Source organism: Paenibacillus sp. 1182 (assembly GCF_017833915.1).
GTDB lineage: Bacteria > Bacillota > Bacilli > Paenibacillales > Paenibacillaceae > Paenibacillus > Paenibacillus polymyxa_D.
In genome coordinates, this window is record NZ_JAFICR010000004.1 from 286,141 (window position 1) to 303,335 (window position 17,195).

The following is a 17,195-nucleotide window of genomic DNA, read 5'->3' on the forward strand; positions in this document are numbered from 1 at the left end:
AATATAGGAGGTGGTAGCTTGTCGGATGAAAGCAGGCTCTACAAAGAAGCGATGGAACGGATTGATGAACTTGTAGAAGAGGTTTTAGAGATTTGCGATGATGTTGCAGATAAAAACGACTACGAAAGAGACTGGGTTTTGGATCGATTCAGAGAGAAATTTAATAAGGCAAGACGAATAGTGAAATGAATACGGTGCAAAGCGACAATACGTGTGAAAAATGTAGTTTATAAAAAGATTATTTTAAGAGGCGGTTTAATTACATGGGAGAATCTTATTCAGTCGCAGTTCCTTCAATGCAGAAAATTTTTTCTCTTGGGAAAAAGAGTTCAGCGCGATACACTTTACCATTACTAATAGAAAACATCGTTCATAACGATTTGTTTATATTCTACTATGACGGAGGACATTGTGAAGATCGCTATGAATATGAGCTTGAATATGAACAAGTTTCATATGATTACATCCCAAATGAAAATATCGAGGTCGCGGAAGAGAAATGTATGAGCAAAGAGGAGTTTATCAGGTTCCATGAAGAATATTTAGGATAAGAGACAACTTGGGATAGTGTTAAGTTGCTATTGCATAAAACAAGTAAAAGGATTCTTTGACAGGGAGGACAGATGATATACAAATCAAAAGACGATTTAGCTGGTAAACTCACAAAAGATAAAACTTTTATGCCAATAAATAATAAATCATTCTTTTATCTTTGCTTTATTAATGATAGCGGGTCGCCAGACATGTTAGATATTAATTATTTTGAATTAATAAATTAGAACAAGGAGGAAGTAGGTGTGATTGGTTGTAGGTTATGACTTATGCCATCTCGAAGCATAAATGAGCTAAATGCCGATCATAAATGATAAAATAGATTAGAAATGAAAGAGCTGAGTAAATCAGAATATTTTTCTGACTGTTGCTCAGTTTTTTTTGTTGTGAAATTTATCCCAAGGACATATTTTTAGGTTTTTTTCCACCGTCGATGTTGATTCATCAAATTATCCCGATTCTCATGTAAGTTTATGGTATAATAGCCACGTGTGTTGTGGCTTTAGACCTATATTAGAGACTCAAGGGGGAAAAAGATTGAAGAATAGATTTAAGCAAGTAATACCGATTGCTATGCGTTTTTTAAAAGGAAGGTTCGAGAAAAAAATTATATGGTCATTGATTTCATTTGGTATCCTGATTATAGGGCAGTCATTTACGCAAAACTGGTGGATCAACTTTGTCATCGACATGTATAATGACCACTTTAATTGTAATATGCCTTATCCAGTAGATTCAAGCCAAGTTTGGAATGTACTTCTCTCTCTCTTGGCTGGGGGATCGTTAATTGCACTGGCGATTTACTTTTATTTCCGAACCAAAAACAGAGAAAAATTAAAGCCTATGTTACTCATCCAACACTCCTCTATTCAAATGATAAGCTATTCAAACATAAATAAAGATCTTTCCGATTATAATTTGGAACAATATCCACTTAATCAATTGGAAGAGTTTAAATCCATGGATAGAGTACATATCTACCACGCTTTGAGGGAACAGGAGAAAACGATCAATCGAATTGCTTCACGAATAGACGGTAGTTCAGGTGTAGAAGTGGCTTACATGGGACTCGCACATATTCCTGTAACAATGCTATTGGGTTATCAATTATCTGACAAATCAAGTCCAACGTTTTATGAATGGAATCAAAATGAGTTGATATGGGAACAGATTGAGTCTAAACCGAATTTTAAATTCCCATCGTTGTTGTTAGAAAAAAAAGATACGCAACAGGAAATTCAATCAACAAGAGAGGTTGTTATAAAAATCGGAATAACCTATCCCATCGGGGATGAAGATATTCAAGAACTCCAATTCCAGAACTTAAACTCCTATTATCTTCATTTGAACCCGCCTCATAGAAATGCAGTAATAAGTTCAGAACAGCTTAAAACATACAAAAAGAATTTTAGAGATCTCCTCGATCAAATCAATCAGCGTTACCCGCAGTTACAAACTATCCATTTATTCTATTCGGGACAACCGTCATTAGCTTACACCCTTGGAAGTGCTATTAGTTCAAGAATGGATGTTGACATATGGATATATAACCATGTCCGAATCGAAAGCCCTAAATACAAGTGGGGAATAAAACTGCCTAAAGAAAATACCTCACCTGAATTGAAAATAAACGAAATGAGGGTTAATATTGTACAATCTGAATACTAAATTTAAAACATTTTATCATAGTGAAGTTGTACTGCCAAAAGCAGAAAAGCAAAAACTATTTAACAAAAAAAACATCAATATTAAACGGTTAAAGGAGGGCTTAGAAGAATATAATGCCGAAAATGGAACTAATCATAAATTAGCGGAAACCCCCATTGTACAGGGAAGTGTTGCCATGTCTACGGTTGTACAGAATGAAGAAAATGACTACGATATCGATGTCGCTATTGTGTTTGATAAAAGCAACCTTCCTGAAGGAACTACAAAAACAAAGAATGTCATTGTTAATGCACTTAAAAGAAAGTGCAGTCAATTTAATGTAGAACCTGAGGCAAAAACCAATTGCGTCCGAATTGTGTATGCGGAAAACTACCATATTGATTTTGCAATTTACCGTCGATTTACAGATGAAAACGGAGAATATAAATATGAGCATTGTGGAAGTGAATGGAGAGAAAGAAATCCCAGGGCAATAACAAAATGGTTTCTCGATCAAAACAAAGACAAGGATTATAAATTAAGAGAAATTGTTCGATTGATGAAGATGTTCTCCAAATCCAGAAGTGGGTGGGCGAATATGCCTGGTGGACTTATTCAAAGCGTTCTGGCTGATGAAAAATTTCAATCCTATGATCGAACGGATGAACGGTTTTACTATACAATGGTTTCTATTCGAGACAGACTTGCAGTTGATAAAGAAGTCTATAATCCAACGGATACTACAAAGAGTCTGAAACTGGTGAGCGCTGACAGCACAAAAATGGATAACCTATATAATCGTCTTAACGATAAGCTTATGAAGTTGGATGTTTTGTTTGACTCAGATTGTACCTACAAGCATGCAGTTGAAGCCTGGGAAAACTTTTTCAATCACTCATACTGGACAGATCTAAAACAAGAAGAACGAGCACAATTGACTAAATCTTATTCTCAATTGTCCGAATCGCAGGTATATTATGATTACAGAGAAACCGAAGAGTACATCAGTAATATGTTCCCTGTCAATCTGAAATTCAATCTTGAATTAGACTGTGTAGTATCCAAAAATGATAAACGGGTCGGTTGGTTGCAGGCAATGTTGCAAAGAAAACAACTCCTACTTCCTGAACATGGCTTGAATTTTCGTGCCCAGACAGACGCGCCAATGCCTTACGAAGTCTATTGGAAGGTGAGAAACAGAGGAGATATTGCCAAGCAAAAGGATTGTATTCGTGGGCAAATTAAAAGAACCGACTCCTTATATCATGTGGAGGAAACTTCGTTTAAAGGGGATCATTACGTGGAGTGCTATATTATAAAAAGTGGAGAATGTGTAGCGAAAGGAAAGGTAGATGTTCCAATTAGAGTTTGAGGAATATTACGAGAACTCAAAAAATGTGAGCGCTGAGAATGAGGAAAAGACCACATAAAAGTGGTCTTTTTATTATTAAAAAGTCGATACAACTCCACCTGAAAATCTCTTTTGGTTCTCAAACTCTCTTGTGTATCGTTTGATTCGTTTTTGTAAAAACTCACTTTCTTCTGCTGGCAATATAGCACCTTTAGCAGCCCCGCTGACAGTATACCCCTTTGCACAAGAATCAATCATGCGATAGTAGAATTCGTGTTGATCCATGTCCGCATCGGCATCTTCCATAATCTCTACTTCCCTACGGGAGAAAATTGTATTTCGAAATTCTTCTTTCATCACTGTTCCTGGCATGATGACTACATTCGGGAAGGATGATATAAATGATCCGTTTTTGTAGTCGTTATGATGATATTCATAATGAAACCCATTTTGCATCTCAGCTATCATGGCAAACGTGTGATCAAAAGAACTTGCTTTGAACAGATCACTAAACAGGGGTCTTAAATGAAGTAATTCTTTGAAATATAACATATGTGGCACAGGTTTGGTCTCATGAAGAATCACATTTTGTAAATGGAGCGCAATAAGGGTTTGTATTTTACTATAAGCGCCTCCAAGGTCAGCCGGATTTGTATTTACAATGACCACTTCTTTATTTTCAATGTGTTTCTTGAAATCAAGCTCCAGAAATTCACCTTCTTCACTGGTATTAAACATTTTTGCAATTGCCTTATTCGAAAGCAGATCCATGAGGAATGCTCGCACACCTGATGTATATTCGTAAACTTTGCTTTTATCATTAAAGTAGTCCTGTAGAAACCAGGAGGTGATCAGTTCTTGCTCTTGTATTGTCATAGGGTCTGAACTGGAAACTCGTGAAAATCGAGCAACCATGTGCCTTCCGAATCCTTTGATGTTCTCCATAAATCTTTGTAAGTCTAATAGTGTTGCATTTTCACCCATGGTTGTTTTTAACACTTTAATCGAATAAGTTAACAATCTTGAGTTCGTATCTATGAAGAAACGAGGACTTTCCGTATTGTAACTACAGAAGAACTGAACAAAATTAGAAATGACGTCATCTTCACTACCGCGAAGAGGGTTAAATTTTACCGTACGAAGCATGGGGTCAACATAGAAAATTTTTCTTCGGTTCTTCTTTGCTATGGCATAAGCCACTTTGGATACTAATCCGGTATGATCAAAAATTGTAATTCCTACATCCTTTTGACTGATCATCTGATTTAAAACAGGATAAACAATGGTATCATTTTTTGTAGCTCCTTCCTTACCTACAATTAATAAGTTCCCTTCTTTTAGAAAAATATCCTCATTGGTTTTTGTGTCATTACCTATCATCAATCTATTTTTTGTAGCCATCAACTTCCCCCTTACTTAATTTCTATTGTCATCATTATAGTGAATAGCTTTCAAACGTATTCCTGAAAACTATTTTTTGGCTTTAAAAATTTGCACTTTGTCAAAGTCTATAGATTACTGCTCTAAAAACAGTGGTTTTTGCTCTAAAATGCCGCAACAACGTCGCAAACTACCATTAAAACTACTGATTTGGAAGTTAGAGCAACAATGAAATGATAAGCTCAAAAACCTCCTGTCAAACATTCCAAAGAGGATAAGATTTGAACGTTATCAGAAAGGCATTCGTATCGATCTTGTTTTGTATCAATGCGAGTGGAGATATCTTTACCGTCAAAGTAGTACACCTGGTGTTTTCTTCTCCCTTGCAAATATCCTGACGAATCGGAAGAAAAGAACGGATACTTACAAATAATTTTTGACGATCCTCCGAGCCAATGGAAATTTTGAAGAGGATGCCGTGTGAATATTTCATTAAATAATGAATCTTTTACTGTCGTCATCAAGCGTGGTCCAGCTTTTAGTCCCATATGAACCGTTGCTCCAATTCCTATAACGGCATGATCTTCATTGACAAGTTGATCTAAACCCATCCAATCACTTTGCGTCCAGTCGTTTACGTTTGGATGCCAGATCGGAATCGGAGCAATACCAGTTGCTTTCTTCAGTTTTTCGAAGTTAGCTTTCGATTTTTTTGCATCGTTCGTTACGTCTAAGTTGAAATATCCAAAGATGTAATCCTTAAACGTCAAAATGAAATCTGCATACTCTTTTAATGAGATTTTCTCTATTTTTTTCCCGTTCATTCTGGCTTTATACGCAGAAAATTCACCTGAATCAACGAGTAGTTGCAGGTTAAACTTTTTTATAAAATCCATTAATCGCTTGCTCTTATACTCTCTTAAATAATAGAAAGAACAAAGGATATATCTTCCGCCCTTTTGAACTACGGTTTCTAAGTCGCGAATGCTTGCACGATCCAAACCTGAAAAGAAAAATCGAACACCTTTTATCGTGATTCGAAGCAAGCCCTTAGCTGTTTTTACGATTTTAGCAGTTTGGATAAAAATCCGTTGAAGTAATCCCATTAAGGCAGAATTCATATTTGAATATTTTTCGAGTTCTCGTCTTGTTGCTGTTTTTTTTATATAACAAATAAGATATGGCTTTACGCAAGCCATTTCGGGAAATTGATTGTTCGGTTTTCCCTGTAAGTGTTCTGATCTTGATAACAGATCGATTATAAGATGTCACATAGTTAAGTTTTCCCGTGCCTGTTTTGTAGGTAGCTTGGTTTTTGATCTTTCTTAAAAAAGATCGTTCAATTGTATGAGCTTTTAAGTCAAACGAGTGCATGCGTTACGCCTCCTCTTGAAAACTGTTAAATTACTTATAAACCAATAATATCACTTTATTGACTATAGTTAATAAATATTATTGTTTTACAATACAGTCACTTGTTCTAAAATTACAAGCTCAAACCTATTAAATGAAATTTGTGTTGAAGAAACCAAGAGATTTCTACACACCAAAAAGGAAGAGGAGCTGTATTGAGAGGAGAAAGGGAAGTACAGAGGCGAATAACTACGAAAGTAGAATGCGTATTGGGCTGGCATGCCATTTTCGATTTTACAAAAACTTATAATACTTTAGCATAAATCATATAATGATCTATTCATATGGATTCGACTATGCGAGCAAGGCATTTGCGCATACCAGCTTGGGAGCACCTGAAAAGGTGAGAAAACATTCTACTCCTATCCCGCAGAGAGATGATCTTTGCCGCTGCCATTTTAACATGAGGATCTCCTGTATAGGAGGTCTTTTTTTGTTTGCAAATATAGTTTATTATTTGAAGGCAATATGTAAAAATAATTGACTAAAGACAATGTTGTATTTAGAATTGAAATATGATCAGGGTAGGAATTCTGAATGAGGGGGATTCATGGCTATGTGGTTTTGGTTTTTTATTTTCGTGAGTGTATTTTTATTACTCTCTCCATCAATATGGTGTGTTACTAAAGAAAACAAATCTGTGATTACTTTTTGGCAACTTGGAAAGATCGCTTATTTCTTCGTTTTGGCTCTTCTCTTTGGGTACTTTGTCTTGAAAGATCATACTTACTCAGTCCTATTTTCAACAATTTTGATTCCATACGGAATATGGCTGTGTGTGGAAACGTCGTATTTATTCTCATCCAGTAAATGGGGACTATTCATTCCTATTGCTTTAGTTTGGATATATATGACAATTATTTTTCCGTTAACCATTAGACAAGATTTATATAATTTAGTTCAAGCTGTAGCTACAGGCGAATCGAAACAAGTGGTAACAAATGTTTCTCAATTGAAGAAGATCACAGGTAAAGTTCTTCGTGTTGGAACCGTTCAAATGGGTGATGCTCCTATAGTTCAAGTTATCTTAGAAAATAGTAATAAAGTGTTCAACCTGAATCCGAAAGAAGCAATCTTTGCTTCCTTTATCAAAGAAGGCGATATGTTGAACCTCAGCTTTGTCGACACAAAAGAAGCAAACGTAACCGTTGAAAAAATGACAAATCAAACGATTCATCGATAGAGACGAGTCGCAACAAGGAGAGTCACTTTTTTAGGCTCTTCTTCTTACATATTGCATATTATCCGACATGCTGAACGAGAAAATGAAAAATCTTCGAAAAAAGAGAAATGATAAATTCCTTTTTAGCAGATGTCAATCAAAAATCCCCGCTTTTATCGTTTTGTAAAGAGAGGCTCAAGCACATATGATATTAGGATTTTATAAAAAAAGGAGAACAAACGTTTAGTAGAGGAGGAGTATTCATGGAAACCGAACAACCATTTTTTATTACTTGGTTTGAGAGTGATAAGGCAGAATTGATTGAGGATATCCTGGATGACCGAAACATTCCCATTGACATGGTTCCAACGCCTGCGAATATTCGCGATCAGGAGGATTATGTCATGGTTTGTAAGGATGCATTTCAAGTGCGAATGGAAGTAAATAGAGCTTTTGTATTAGGTTCTTTTGATTTTCCTAAGGAAACTCGTTGTTTTGACGAATGGGGTGTCTTATTTTGGGTCAAATAATCCCTTTAGGAAGTGAGATTGTTGCTAACAGATTTCGGAAAATTCTGTCGCAAATTACGAATTGAAAATAACGAACTATTAAAAGACATGGCTCTCAAATTGGAAGTAACTCCAAGTTATTTGTCCGCTGTAGAGAGAGGGAAGCGAAATCTTCCTAAGGAATGGAAGGATAAGCTCTTGAGCTTATATAAGCTAAGTCCAAACCAATTAAAAGAGTTTTCTTCAATCACGATTCTTACAGAACTAACTGAGAAGGAAAAGAATGCACTCAGAGAAGCTTTGCACGTTTTGTGGCTTGCGGATAACAGTGATTATAGGAGTGGCTTGTGGGCAGTAATTGCCGCTATTTTGGGTGAACCTGTCGCCTATAATGATGGTTTTAATTTGAGAGATTGGCTTGACCTTATAGGGATGGAATAAATACAAGTCACAGCCAACTTTAAAATTACCTTGATTGCAAAAACGATATCTAAAAAGGGAGTATGTTCTAATGAAAATTTTAAAAAAGGTAAGTCGAGTTAAAAAGATTTGTATATTTATGGTTCTTGTAGCACTGATCGCTTTGATTGCAGGATGTAATATCTTCAGCCATTCGTTTAGTAATCTCAAAAGCGCCTGGAAAGGTCGAGAAGCAGTAATCCAAACCTATGATGAAGAGAGTAATATTATTGACCGCGTGGAGGGAAAATCGATTGATATCGGTTCTGAAGATATGTTTTCTACCACAGATAGTGAAGGAAATACAACTGAAAAATCTGGTGTTATTAGCTTTACTGTAGGCGGGAAAAGCATGATGCATGTGGGTAGTTCACTCATTATGCGAGAGAAAGGGATTGTTGATGTATTTGATGAGTATTCCAAGACCATGGAATTCAAGAATCAAGATCGATCAACCCCGTTTATAAATCGAATGGTTAATTCAGTGAAGAACTTAACAACAGGGAAGCAATTTCTCATTTTGATTCGATCGCAAACAGGGAAACCTCTTGCTACTTTTGTGGGGAATGATGTTTCTTACTTCCCAACAGATGTAGATAAAAGCACGATGTTTCTCATTGATGGGAAAGCCTTGTTCATCTATCGCTGTGATTATACCGTTTTTGATTTATCGTTGCTTCATAGAGGCGTGGAATGATGAGTGAAACTTTGAGTAGATCCTCTGATGAGACACTACTGCTTTTTAAGAAAGCACTCTATAAAAGACGTTTATATCTTCGTAGAAGAATTGAGGAAATCGACAGTACCTATACGAATATCTGCGAACAACGAATCAAAGACGGAAAATCGAAACGAGGAAGAGCTTCCGAAGATTACCGTGTCAGTAAGGTAATCATGTTATCAGAAATCGTAACAATTCAGGCACTCTTAAAAGAGATCGAATCTGGTTCACATCATCCTGATGACGTATACAATCCAGAAGATGATACTCCTTTTGTGAGTGAAGCAGATTAAGAATGAGTTGGAGGTTTGCTCTTATGCATTGAGTGAGACTTTTACCTCATCCACACCAAAGGAGACGATATGTATGAAAACAAATGAAGTGATCATTTGCGGAGAATGCAGTTGTTATGTCGATGGAAAGTGCCTGAAAACAGGTACGATCGATGTTGAACCTGAGAAAATCGGATCTAACACCGTTGCCTGTGAGGAATTTGAGGAGACAGACTGAGAGCTTTAGAGACGCAAGGAGATCCTAAACAAATATATAGGTAATTATGTTTTGAATAAAGGAGACACGACAATAAGCCTATGTCAGAATCCCAAAGAAATGCTATTGAAAACATTGAGAAAAATACAGGGATTAAATTTGAAGGTCCAAAAACCGCTCAAGCGGCTTTCTTGTTTCTGAACGAGCATATAGAAAAAGCTCGTAAACCTATGTCGAAGAAACAAAGGGCTGCTATTGAAGCTATAGAAGAAATTTTAGGCATTAAATTCACTGGAGAAGAAACGGCGCAGGGCGCTTTTTTGTTTCTCAATAAGCATATAGAGACAGCACAAAAGAAGGTTTGGGAAATGATCGAAGAAGAGAGAAGAAAATCTCCTGTTGTACATCATCCTGTTGTATCTCAAGCGAGATTTAACCCAATGGAAGATTTCTTGATGGATCAAATGGCTTTATATCGGTTTGATGATTCTTATAACGGGTGGGGTGATGCAGATGATGATAATAGTTATGCTGTGACACCAACCGTGGATTCACTAAGAGATGACCTTATATTTTGGTCAAGATTTTTATAGTGTTAATCATCCCTCAAAGCGGAGAGGAAAGATATACTGTGAAGACTCATAAACCAAGTATAAAAAAATTGGCTAAAAAATTATCCAAGATCGCAAAAGAAAAGGGATTTGTGGTTCAAAGATATGATGCTACGAATAGCGTTTATCTCAAACTTGATTATGGAGTGGCAAACAGTATTCGTATTGGCGACCATGACGGTAAAAAGCATCTCTCGTATAAGTTCAACCTCCTCACAAACATAGATAAAAGCTATGTGGAACATGGAGAGTACCAGAGAAGCTATTACTGTGTCGAAGATTTTGAAAAGTTGATAGATGATATTTTGAACAACAAAAATAATGTGCTTAAAAAATACGGTGTTCATAAATATCAGCGAATGATGAAGAAAAATCAACTCGAAAACGCTAATAAAGATGGTTTTTGGAGTAAAGCAAAATTAGTATAGCCCCTCAAGGGCAGAAAGGACACACAAATGGGCAATGTACCGAAAGACGTACAGAGAGCTTGGAATATAGTAGCTGATTACCTTAACAAGCAGCAAGCTGGCATTTCTTTTCACATAGATCCTTGGAATCAAGAAAATGGCAAGGAAGAACGGAAATACACGCTGCGCAATGTTTCTGGCAGTGTGAAAATCGTAGCATCAAGCTCTTGGTCAAATTGAAATAGTAATCCCAAGGAGAGGACATAAAAAATGGGTTTGATTGATAAGGCATTACAAATATGCCAAAACAATTACAAGACAAATTGTGGACGATGTCCAATCAGAACAGCATATATCGCACCAATGGGACCAAGAAAAGAAGCGTTGGTTCGTTGGAGAGATAACATTAATGCTGCAATAGAAAAATTAGCCCAATAAGAAATAAATAGGAGGGAACACCCCATGATACGTAAATGTAAAAAGGATCTAATCATGCAGCCTTTTTTCTTAAAAGGAAAGAAATACGAACTACATGAGAGTGGGAAAGAATACGTGATTCTGAACGAACATGGCAGGTTGCATTATTTTTCAAAGGACCCAGAAGACGAGGGCTATTACGGGAATTGGTTTGACTTGGAAGACTGAGATAAAGGAGGGAATAGCCCTCCTGCTACCTATAAAGGAGAGATAACATATATGAAGACACCCAAGCATTTAATTTATAGGGTTTGTTATGACAAAACAGGCGAAAAAAGATATGGATTATACAAATACTGTGATTGTGCAGATTGCAAAAACAGAATGTTGAAAAGGGAACCCGTCAACTGGGTGTCGGCCACCACAAAAGAGATTTCAAAAGTGGATGATGTGGCTGAGTTTTTAAAAAAGTGGACGTGCGACACTGGGGGGAGATACGTAGGAGTAGTTTTTTTAAAATTTTAATATATCCGGCTGCGCTATTGGCTGTACTGAACTTATAAATTCGGGTTGAGGCATAACAGCCTTATGCTTGCAACAGCAAAAATAGTTGGAAGGGAATAAGTTAGCGAGGGATACACCCCCTACTACCTAATCAAGGGAGAGAGTATACATGATCAAATGGATTGAACTTGCAGAGAAGCAGCCGCCAAAAGAAGGAAAATACCTTGTTTCGGATGGTAACGAACCTGATATTGCTATTTATCAGTTGTTTAATGCTACAGAATACCAATGGTATCCATCAGATAAAAGTCCATTGTTCGGTGAGCAAATAACCCATTGGGCATTCATAAATTTACCAGGAGAATCGGTAGATACGATTAGCATCTTGAATAGCATCCCCGTTGAAATCTGGTCTTCCGAGGGAGATACAATCGAGTATATAAATATCATCTATGATGCTGAAAACATCGGGAAATTGTTATCAATCGGTGTGACGAGCAGTGAAATAGATGAGAATGCTGATGAATCGGGTTCGATTATAGATATCTCTCCATTTGTATTCAAATACACTGTAGCAAATGGGTTCGATGAAGAAGGGTTTCATTTGTAAAGACCATAAGGGAGAGGCGTGACAGCCTCTTGCCCTACCCAATCAAATTAAAAGGAGATATATACATGGAACTGACAATGAGACAAATAATGGATATGGAGCCGAGCTGTAAAATGGATGCGCACGTAGGGAAATTAGTTGTAAATGATGCGCCAGAAATAAAGTGGTGGGTTGTTAATGAGGAAGAGACAGTTATTTTCAAAGATTGCAACTACAAGTCAGAAGCGGAAGAATGGCTTGATGAGTTGGCAGCGATGCATGAGGATCACGGGATTAAAATTGTGCGCAAAGAACTGTTTCGCAATTATTCGGGGTCAATGTCCGCAGCATGGGAAGTAGAAGAGAATCTACTGTTGAAACATCCTGGTGTGCAAACAAGATATTTATGGAGATTGAGGCTGGTAACCGGATGGGTAGACAAACAGCCAGCTTTCAGAGAAGATTTCAAACTAATCCACGCGACCCCGGAGGAACGATGTAAGGCTGCGCTATTGGCTGTACTGAACTTATAACAGGATAAGGCATAACAGCCTCTAAGCCCTACTACCCATACAATAAGGGAGAGCTACCCATGGAAGTAACCAGAATGTCAAATGACGGTTTAACACGTGAAATATGGTCGTTCAGTTGTGAATCAAACACTATTACAGATGCCTTGGAAGTGAGACTGAGCTATTATACACGATCAAAACGACCAAGCAAACGTCATAAATTTCGTACAACAACTAAATACGAATCGTTTCGGTCTAATGCCAGAGAGGATGTTCCGATGCCAGATGGAGTGAAGCAAGAGATTGTTGAGTTGATTAAAAGTCGCATAAAGCTGATTTAGATTAGGCTTAAACAGTTTCTAACCCATAAGGAGTAGCTGCCTGTGACGAAAAAAGAGATTCTGGAAGCTGCTGCTTTTAGATATGCGGTTACACACATTGAATTTCATCCTCGTATTCACAAGCTAAAGGAAACATTGAAGGTATATGCACTGCATATAAGTTGGACTTTGAAGTAATTAAATCAGCGGACGGCGAAGAGGTTTTGCGAATCATATTCTTACATCAACGTAGTGGAAGAAAGTTTTTTGAAGTTGATACTACCAAAAGAATGTAGGCTCTATGCCTTTAGCAGGAAGAGATATAACAGTCTCTTCCCCATATTACCTATAAAGGGGAATAAAGAACAATGTGCGATTGCTTACAAAGTATAGGCAATATCCACGAATTTGCGAACGAGCATTATGGTCGGGCAGCAAAAGTAAATGTGAAATTACGTATTGATGTTGGTATCAGAAGATATGTAAAGGGAGAAAACGAACTGAGACTGTCAAAGCATCGTAGATATGCGAGTGCGCCCATGAATTTCTGTCCTGTCTGCGGGACTAAGTATAGTGAGCCACAGCGATTTGTATCGTATACAACCCCACACAACGAGATATAACAGTCTCTTATTCCTACTACCTATACCAAAGGAGAAACAACACATGAACAATGAGGATATCAAGTTCTGGCGTTACTATATCCCAGCAATAGATGGAGAAGGTTGGGGGATATTCCTGCTCGACTCTACAGGCATGTTTTCTGCTGTGACGGACTATGCTAACGCGGCTTATAAATGGGACTATCATGCCGAAAAAGATTTCCGTCAATTCTTCGCCAAAGGAATGAGCAGTACCCGTCTACTGAATACGCTTTTCTATCATTTGAGGGAATATGATCCAGATGAAACATTAAAGAACGTGAAGGAATACATTCTCCATCTTCGGGGAGATCAATCTTTAACACGAGAAGCTGCAAAAAAAGAATGGGATCTACTTGAGCAGTATGATTGGCTTGATAATGATGCTGATTTCACGCGCTGGCATGACGAAACCAACCTAAATGATGTGGGAGAGTTATACAAATTAGGTTACCCATCTGACGCTCAGGCTTTCGTTGAGAAGCTGATGCCGCGTTTTTGCGAAGCAGTTGCCGCAGATCTGGCAGAAGAAAGTGAGTGAATGAGGATGAAAAAGTTTGAGTATAAAAAAGTTAGCTTTTGCGATCTGACGGACGGATACCATTCGCAATTAGACGTTAAACATCTTAACCAGTTGGGACAAGATGGATGGGAGTTAGTAACGGCTGTTAATGGTGAATGTATCTTTAAAAGACAAATAACCGTGGTAAAGGGATATGAGTTTAAGCTTTATTACGGCGGTGAGCTTGTAAAAACGATCCAGTATAACGGGGGTATGTTGAGTGCCTTAAAAACAGCCCGTAGGATACTTAATCGAAGAAAATACATGTGCGTAGGGATATACAAGGATGGCAAGTGGATCAAAGAGTACAAATTGGCAGGGGATCAACTTCTCTGCTCTCCATATCCTCGATATAAAGGAGCAATACATGATGAAAGTGAAAATTATTGATCCGAAGCATCCATGTTTTGGACAAGAGCTTGAAGGTGGCATCGTTTACTTGGATTATTACCACATCGGCGGAAGACCTGATCTATATCAAGTTAAAACGCCAGAAGGTAAGGTTTATCATTTGCTTACTGACCAGATAGACGCTGAACATTACGCAGCTCAACAGCGACAACGGGAAATCGAACGTATCGGAGCCAATGTTGGGGACACTGTTTTGATTACTCGCTTGGGTAGCGGCGGTCACAATGCTGGATTTGATTTTTCAATGCCACATGTAATCACCAAAATAGATGGTTCAGGGCATGTTGAATTTGATGATCGAGCTGCTTATGGATTCCGTCCTGATGTAGAGATCATATCCAAAGGAGGCGCTCCGGTTGAGTGAATGTAATTACGAATTGGTTAGTGGTGAGAGTATTGGAAATGACGCACATGGTATTATTTATGTTCAAACAAAGGATGGGCATAAAATTGACGCAAACGAAGTTATGCCATTCATTATTCGAGTCATGGAAGAGAAGGATCGGAAAATAGCTGCTCTTACGGAAGAATTGGAGTGCTTCAGAGCAAAAACGGCGCCCGAAAGCTTGGGGTATGGAGCAAAGTGGAAACAGAAAGCGATGAAAGCCCGAGATGAACGGAACAAGCTACGTGGAGCGCTGGAAGAAATAGCAGATACCAAAAATGATATGGCTGGCGTGATATGTCGACTTACGGCACGTCAAGCACTGAGTAGAGAATGATCACTATAAAATGATGGATCAGCAGCTTAATAATGAACTCAGCCGTTTTGAGATGCATTGGCGCGGCTGAAAGTTGGTTGGAGACGTTGATTAATGGATTAAACCAGACGAAAGTGACCATGATTTTCCGGCTTAAACGCCGAATAGAACGTTTCTACGTGGATGAAGACGGATATCTCGTGGTTGCCCTCTATATCTTCATAGAGGGCAACCATACTTTTGACACGGATAAATATACGATGCTATCTCAGGCTTTTTTAATACATTTTATCAAAGAGGATGATAAAGGTGAGTAAACGAACATGTGAGTTGCAAAACGTAGATATTCTTGACCTGGTAAATTCACTCAGGGAACAGATTGCAGAGAGGGATAAGACAATAGCTCTGATCCATAAGGAACTGGAAGAGTCTGAAGCGGAGACAAAGAAATGGTGTGATAAGTTTGAATCCAAAAAAAACTTACTTAAAATTACCGCTAACAACCGAGATGAATGGAAAAGAATGTACGAAGATGCGTGTGATTCTGCACATAAGTTTCAAATCGCATTAGAGGAAGCGAAAGAGGCTCTAAGTTGGGGTGATTTGCAAAACTCTGTGGATCAGGCAGAGAGAATTATCAATCACGCATTAGGTGATTAACCCATCAATACGAAACACTCATTATAAAGCATTGGAAGGATGGTAGATATGTTGGATATGACAGACCAAGAGCTTAACCGAGCGATTGGTGAGTTGATGGGGTATAGCATGAAAAATACGAACACAACAAAGGTTTACTACAGGCTGGTTGACCCAACTGGACAGTTAATAGGAAAGTCATGTGCATATGAAAGTGGTGTATGGAGTCTGTACGGGCCAAAGTATTGCACCGATCCTGCCGCCTCTCTGGAGGTCCAGACAAAGGCTGTAGAGTCGGATCGAGTAGCCTATGTAAATAACTTGTATGAGGCATGTTACGAATTTAAACGAGATAAAGATTCTGTGTGGGATGAAATTAATATAGCATTTTTACTCAACGCCAGCCCCCGACAGAGCGCAGAGGCTGCTTATATGACATTATCCATTCGAGAGTAAGCAAATATAAAGGAACTTTTGATTTAGATCTTCCAAAGATAAAAAAGCAGGAGGGATGACCCATCTCTAAATCGCTCAACTCTGAACAACGAGAACAGCTGTATCAGAAACGTGGTCGGCTACGCATCGATTTTGGAAATTTAGCAGAAATTTTGAACACAAAGAAGGATCATATGGTACAGGCACAGATTGGGTTGCCCATTCCAGATGAAGTGGCTGATGCTGTTATCGCTTGGATAGAATCATAAAGAGTCATTACCAAAATAGACTCAACACCAATTCTCAAAATAGGGGTTCTGCGTTTAGATGCAGGATCCCTATTTTTATGTTGCACACCATTTGAATTGAGATTCGCGAGATTTTTGTAAAAGCAGAACTAAGTACATAAAATATAAGGTTTTTAGAATAGCAGAAAACAAATGTTTACTTTTTAAGGAGGGATTAAAAAGGGAAGGGACCGATATATATGAAACATATTCATCACATGTATGAACAATCATTCATAACAAAGGAGAAGTTTTATATGAAAACTACTATAGTCAAAAAGAGAATGATCCAGTGCATTTTAGCGAGCGTGGGCTTTATGTTGCTCATCTTCATGCATCTCAACCGAACCTATGAAAGAATGACTTTTCCTATGGACGGATGGGTAGTGCTCTTAGTGGCTATTTCACTAATTACTCTAAGCTTAATTGCGTGGAAGAAATTGAACACTTCCTATAGCACATTTGGGTATCCCCTA

General features: G+C 37.9%; 27 protein-coding genes. 25 read left to right on the top strand and 2 right to left on the bottom strand.

Annotated features, from left to right (window positions below):
* The first annotated feature begins 18 nt into the window (after positions 1-18).
* The 4 genes from JOD82_RS09840 (at position 19) to JOD82_RS09855 (ending at position 3,571) form a co-directional block, all read left to right on the top strand.
* The gene (locus JOD82_RS09840) at positions 19-189 is read left to right on the top strand and encodes a hypothetical protein (protein WP_209948655.1); all 171 of its coding nucleotides are present in this window, start codon (positions 19-21) and stop codon (positions 187-189) included.
* Between the two features lie 74 nt (positions 190-263).
* On the top strand, positions 264-551 hold the full coding sequence (locus tag JOD82_RS09845; RefSeq protein WP_209948656.1) for a hypothetical protein: 288 nt from the start codon (positions 264-266) through the stop codon (positions 549-551).
* Between the two features lie 538 nt (positions 552-1,089).
* Positions 1,090-2,220, top strand: coding sequence for an SAVED domain-containing protein (locus JOD82_RS09850; RefSeq protein WP_209948659.1), 1,131 nt, complete (start codon positions 1,090-1,092; stop codon positions 2,218-2,220).
* Positions 2,201-3,571 carry a nucleotide-binding domain-containing protein gene (locus tag JOD82_RS09855; protein ID WP_209948660.1) on the top strand — a complete coding sequence of 457 codons (1,371 nt, stop codon included), beginning with the start codon at positions 2,201-2,203 and terminating at the stop codon, positions 3,569-3,571. Before JOD82_RS09850 ends, JOD82_RS09855 begins: the two co-directional genes overlap by 20 nt.
* Before the next feature lie 75 nt (positions 3,572-3,646).
* On the opposite strand, the gene JOD82_RS09860 is transcribed toward JOD82_RS09855, so the two are convergent.
* Positions 3,647-4,951, bottom strand: coding sequence for a type IV secretory system conjugative DNA transfer family protein (locus JOD82_RS09860; protein ID WP_209948662.1), 1,305 nt, complete (start codon positions 4,949-4,951; stop codon positions 3,647-3,649).
* 221 nt (positions 4,952-5,172) lie between these two features.
* Positions 5,173-6,036, bottom strand: coding sequence for a hypothetical protein (locus tag JOD82_RS09865; RefSeq protein ID WP_209948664.1), 864 nt, complete (start codon positions 6,034-6,036; stop codon positions 5,173-5,175).
* Positions 6,037-6,893: 857 nt separating this feature from the next.
* Between JOD82_RS09865 and JOD82_RS09870 the strand changes: the two genes are divergently transcribed.
* The 21 genes from JOD82_RS09870 (at position 6,894) to JOD82_RS09965 (ending at position 16,453) form a co-directional block, all read left to right on the top strand.
* On the top strand, positions 6,894-7,526 hold the full coding sequence (locus JOD82_RS09870) for a hypothetical protein (RefSeq protein ID WP_209948666.1): 633 nt from the start codon (positions 6,894-6,896) through the stop codon (positions 7,524-7,526).
* A 242-nt stretch (positions 7,527-7,768) separates the two neighbouring features.
* Positions 7,769-8,035, top strand: coding sequence for a hypothetical protein (locus tag JOD82_RS09875; protein WP_209948668.1), 267 nt, complete (start codon positions 7,769-7,771; stop codon positions 8,033-8,035).
* 12 nt (positions 8,036-8,047) lie between these two features.
* On the top strand, positions 8,048-8,455 hold the full coding sequence (locus tag JOD82_RS09880) for a helix-turn-helix domain-containing protein (protein ID WP_312887677.1): 408 nt from the start codon (positions 8,048-8,050) through the stop codon (positions 8,453-8,455).
* 70 nt (positions 8,456-8,525) lie between these two features.
* A complete protein-coding gene (locus tag JOD82_RS09885; RefSeq protein WP_209948672.1) occupies positions 8,526-9,170 on the top strand; it encodes a DUF5052 family protein in 645 nt (214 codons plus the stop codon).
* Entirely contained in the window at positions 9,170-9,487 is a 318-nt protein-coding gene (locus JOD82_RS09890; RefSeq protein WP_209948674.1) for a hypothetical protein, read from the top strand. Before JOD82_RS09885 ends, JOD82_RS09890 begins: the two co-directional genes overlap by 1 nt.
* Positions 9,488-9,560: 73 nt before the next feature.
* Positions 9,561-9,704, top strand: coding sequence for a hypothetical protein (locus tag JOD82_RS09895; RefSeq protein WP_209948676.1), 144 nt, complete (start codon positions 9,561-9,563; stop codon positions 9,702-9,704).
* Positions 9,705-9,784: 80 nt separating this feature from the next.
* A complete protein-coding gene (locus JOD82_RS09900; protein ID WP_209948678.1) occupies positions 9,785-10,276 on the top strand; it encodes a hypothetical protein in 492 nt (163 codons plus the stop codon).
* 38 nt (positions 10,277-10,314) lie between these two features.
* Positions 10,315-10,722 (top strand): hypothetical protein, encoded by a 408-nt coding sequence (locus tag JOD82_RS09905; RefSeq protein WP_209948680.1) that lies wholly within the window; start codon positions 10,315-10,317, stop codon positions 10,720-10,722.
* Positions 10,723-10,749: 27 nt separating this feature from the next.
* Complete coding sequence (locus JOD82_RS09910) at positions 10,750-10,941, top strand: hypothetical protein (protein WP_209948682.1); 192 nt, start codon at positions 10,750-10,752, stop codon at positions 10,939-10,941.
* A gap of 30 nt (positions 10,942-10,971) precedes the next feature.
* On the top strand, positions 10,972-11,139 hold the full coding sequence (locus tag JOD82_RS09915) for a hypothetical protein (RefSeq protein ID WP_209948683.1): 168 nt from the start codon (positions 10,972-10,974) through the stop codon (positions 11,137-11,139).
* A gap of 24 nt (positions 11,140-11,163) precedes the next feature.
* On the top strand, positions 11,164-11,346 hold the full coding sequence (locus JOD82_RS09920; protein ID WP_209948685.1) for a hypothetical protein: 183 nt from the start codon (positions 11,164-11,166) through the stop codon (positions 11,344-11,346).
* Between the two features lie 445 nt (positions 11,347-11,791).
* Positions 11,792-12,232 carry a hypothetical protein gene (locus tag JOD82_RS09925; protein ID WP_209948687.1) on the top strand — a complete coding sequence of 147 codons (441 nt, stop codon included), beginning with the start codon at positions 11,792-11,794 and terminating at the stop codon, positions 12,230-12,232.
* A gap of 65 nt (positions 12,233-12,297) precedes the next feature.
* A complete protein-coding gene (locus JOD82_RS09930; protein WP_209948689.1) occupies positions 12,298-12,744 on the top strand; it encodes a hypothetical protein in 447 nt (148 codons plus the stop codon).
* Positions 12,745-13,106: 362 nt separating this feature from the next.
* The gene (locus tag JOD82_RS29495) at positions 13,107-13,241 is read left to right on the top strand and encodes a hypothetical protein (protein ID WP_280921442.1); all 135 of its coding nucleotides are present in this window, start codon (positions 13,107-13,109) and stop codon (positions 13,239-13,241) included.
* Positions 13,242-13,709: 468 nt separating this feature from the next.
* On the top strand, positions 13,710-14,225 hold the full coding sequence (locus JOD82_RS09935) for a phiTE_072 family protein (RefSeq protein WP_209948691.1): 516 nt from the start codon (positions 13,710-13,712) through the stop codon (positions 14,223-14,225).
* 6 nt (positions 14,226-14,231) lie between these two features.
* The gene (locus JOD82_RS09940; RefSeq protein WP_209948693.1) at positions 14,232-14,636 is read left to right on the top strand and encodes a hypothetical protein; all 405 of its coding nucleotides are present in this window, start codon (positions 14,232-14,234) and stop codon (positions 14,634-14,636) included.
* A complete protein-coding gene (locus tag JOD82_RS09945) occupies positions 14,614-15,021 on the top strand; it encodes a hypothetical protein (RefSeq protein ID WP_209948694.1) in 408 nt (135 codons plus the stop codon). The genes JOD82_RS09940 and JOD82_RS09945 overlap by 23 nt, the downstream gene beginning before the upstream one ends.
* Positions 15,014-15,379, top strand: coding sequence for a hypothetical protein (locus JOD82_RS09950; RefSeq protein WP_209948696.1), 366 nt, complete (start codon positions 15,014-15,016; stop codon positions 15,377-15,379). The genes JOD82_RS09945 and JOD82_RS09950 overlap by 8 nt, the downstream gene beginning before the upstream one ends.
* A gap of 32 nt (positions 15,380-15,411) precedes the next feature.
* Positions 15,412-15,675 (top strand): hypothetical protein, encoded by a 264-nt coding sequence (locus tag JOD82_RS09955; RefSeq protein ID WP_209949220.1) that lies wholly within the window; start codon positions 15,412-15,414, stop codon positions 15,673-15,675.
* The gene (locus JOD82_RS09960) at positions 15,668-16,018 is read left to right on the top strand and encodes a hypothetical protein (protein WP_312887678.1); all 351 of its coding nucleotides are present in this window, start codon (positions 15,668-15,670) and stop codon (positions 16,016-16,018) included. Before JOD82_RS09955 ends, JOD82_RS09960 begins: the two co-directional genes overlap by 8 nt.
* A gap of 48 nt (positions 16,019-16,066) precedes the next feature.
* Entirely contained in the window at positions 16,067-16,453 is a 387-nt protein-coding gene (locus JOD82_RS09965; RefSeq protein WP_209948698.1) for a hypothetical protein, read from the top strand.
* The last annotated feature ends 742 nt before the right edge of the window (positions 16,454-17,195 follow it).

Coding starts and splice junctions, on each gene's coding strand:
- JOD82_RS09900 (WP_209948678.1), top strand. CDS start 9,785: ATGTCAGAATCCCAAAGAAATGCTATTGAAAACATTGAGAAAAATACA.
- JOD82_RS09915 (WP_209948683.1), top strand. CDS start 10,972: ATGGGTTTGATTGATAAGGCATTACAAATATGCCAAAACAATTACAAG.
- JOD82_RS09845 (WP_209948656.1), top strand. CDS start 264: ATGGGAGAATCTTATTCAGTCGCAGTTCCTTCAATGCAGAAAATTTTT.
- JOD82_RS09875 (WP_209948668.1), top strand. CDS start 7,769: ATGGAAACCGAACAACCATTTTTTATTACTTGGTTTGAGAGTGATAAG.
- JOD82_RS09885 (WP_209948672.1), top strand. CDS start 8,526: ATGAAAATTTTAAAAAAGGTAAGTCGAGTTAAAAAGATTTGTATATTT.
- JOD82_RS09930 (WP_209948689.1), top strand. CDS start 12,298: ATGGAACTGACAATGAGACAAATAATGGATATGGAGCCGAGCTGTAAA.
- JOD82_RS09910 (WP_209948682.1), top strand. CDS start 10,750: ATGGGCAATGTACCGAAAGACGTACAGAGAGCTTGGAATATAGTAGCT.
- JOD82_RS09890 (WP_209948674.1), top strand. CDS start 9,170: ATGAGTGAAACTTTGAGTAGATCCTCTGATGAGACACTACTGCTTTTT.
- JOD82_RS09955 (WP_209949220.1), top strand. CDS start 15,412: ATGAACTCAGCCGTTTTGAGATGCATTGGCGCGGCTGAAAGTTGGTTG.
- JOD82_RS09945 (WP_209948694.1), top strand. CDS start 14,614: ATGATGAAAGTGAAAATTATTGATCCGAAGCATCCATGTTTTGGACAA.
- JOD82_RS09870 (WP_209948666.1), top strand. CDS start 6,894: ATGGCTATGTGGTTTTGGTTTTTTATTTTCGTGAGTGTATTTTTATTA.
- JOD82_RS09940 (WP_209948693.1), top strand. CDS start 14,232: ATGAAAAAGTTTGAGTATAAAAAAGTTAGCTTTTGCGATCTGACGGAC.
- JOD82_RS09860 (WP_209948662.1), bottom strand. CDS start 4,951: ATGGCTACAAAAAATAGATTGATGATAGGTAATGACACAAAAACCAAT.
- JOD82_RS09895 (WP_209948676.1), top strand. CDS start 9,561: ATGAAAACAAATGAAGTGATCATTTGCGGAGAATGCAGTTGTTATGTC.
- JOD82_RS09965 (WP_209948698.1), top strand. CDS start 16,067: ATGTTGGATATGACAGACCAAGAGCTTAACCGAGCGATTGGTGAGTTG.
- JOD82_RS09865 (WP_209948664.1), bottom strand. CDS start 6,036: ATGGGATTACTTCAACGGATTTTTATCCAAACTGCTAAAATCGTAAAA.
- JOD82_RS09920 (WP_209948685.1), top strand. CDS start 11,164: ATGATACGTAAATGTAAAAAGGATCTAATCATGCAGCCTTTTTTCTTA.
- JOD82_RS09925 (WP_209948687.1), top strand. CDS start 11,792: ATGATCAAATGGATTGAACTTGCAGAGAAGCAGCCGCCAAAAGAAGGA.
- JOD82_RS09935 (WP_209948691.1), top strand. CDS start 13,710: ATGAACAATGAGGATATCAAGTTCTGGCGTTACTATATCCCAGCAATA.